This window comes from Shinella sp. SUS2, assembly GCF_001262505.1.
Lineage (GTDB): Bacteria > Pseudomonadota > Alphaproteobacteria > Rhizobiales > Rhizobiaceae > Shinella.
Genome location: NZ_KQ410828.1, coordinates 1 through 1,147 on the forward strand (window position 1 = coordinate 1; position 1,147 = coordinate 1,147).

Genomic DNA, 1,147 nt, shown 5'->3' on the forward strand with positions numbered 1-1,147 from the left:
GAGACCTGTGCGCGGAAATTTGTAGACGGCTGAATTTATTGATGATTCAATTCCTTCGTCGAACAATGGGGGTGAGTGATGAGCCGTCGCCGGATTGGGCAAGAAGCCTTCGGGTTTGCAGTCGATCGGTACGCCACCTCCTCGCTTGATGATCTTGCCGACCTGATCGATTGGGCACTGGTTGATCAAACGCTGGTCGGGATCTCGTGCGCGGCCAGGGGCGAGCCGGCCTGGCCGCCACTGGCCTTGTTCAAAGCAATGCTGCTGTCGATCTGGTACGACCTGTCGGACGTGAAGCTGGCAGAGGCTGTGGACGATCGCGCTTCGTTTCGTCGGTTCTGCGGCTTTTCCCGGTCGGAGCCGACGCCAGAGCGCACCGCCTTCGTTCGCTTTCGCCGGAGCCTTGTCGCCCACGGCCTGGATAAATCCTTGTTCGACACGATCACCGGCCAGCTCAAGGCCCGGGCAATCCGGGTGAAGACCGGCACGCTTGTCGATGCGACGATCATTGCTTCGGCAAGTGAAGATGATGGCGAGGGGCATTGGGTCAAGCACAAGGGCCGACCAGCAGTCCATGGCTTCAAGGCGCATGTCGGCGCCGATGCCGATACGGCTCTGGTCGAGGAGATCGCCGTCACGCCAGCCAACATCAACGACGGCAAGGCTGGTCCGGACGCATTGCCGGACAATCCCGGCAATGTTTATGCCGACAGTGCCTATCGAGGCGACCATTTTGGCAAAGCAGTTATCGCGAAGGGTGGCACGCCACGCATTGTCGCTACCGGCATGTGGGGCCGGGACGAAGCCGAAGTCCGTGCACGTCTCGATGCCTGGAACCAGCCGATCCACCGTGTCCGCGGCCGGATCGAGAAGATTTTCGGCACATGGAAACGAAGCTATGGCTTGCGCAGGATGCGGTGGCGAGGGCTTGCGAAGGCAGGCATTCAAATTCGCCTAACCGCCATCGCCTACAATATGAAGCGGAGCCTCAAGATCATTGCTGTTGCCGGATAGGTCGTAGAACGCACGCAGGACGACCCGTCGCCCAACCAAGGCGCATCGAAGCGATAAAAATCGCCGCACACCACTTCCAGTATGCGAAAACGCAGCAAATTCAGCCGTCTACAAATTTCCGCGCACAGGTCTC

1 protein-coding gene is annotated in these 1,147 nt (G+C 59.4%); it reads left to right on the plus strand.

Translation table 11 applies throughout. The features are described 5' to 3' along the window. The first annotated feature begins 78 nt into the window (after positions 1-78). Positions 79-1,014 (plus strand): IS5 family transposase, encoded by a 936-nt coding sequence (locus tag AKG11_RS33520; protein ID WP_050747157.1) that lies wholly within the window; start codon positions 79-81, stop codon positions 1,012-1,014. Positions 1,015-1,147: the final 133 nt, after the last annotated feature.

Bases quoted from the DNA above. Each gene is read 5' to 3' on its own strand.
- AKG11_RS33520 (WP_050747157.1), top strand. From the start codon at position 79: ATGAGCCGTCGCCGGATTGGGCAAGAAGCCTTCGGGTTTGCAGTCGAT.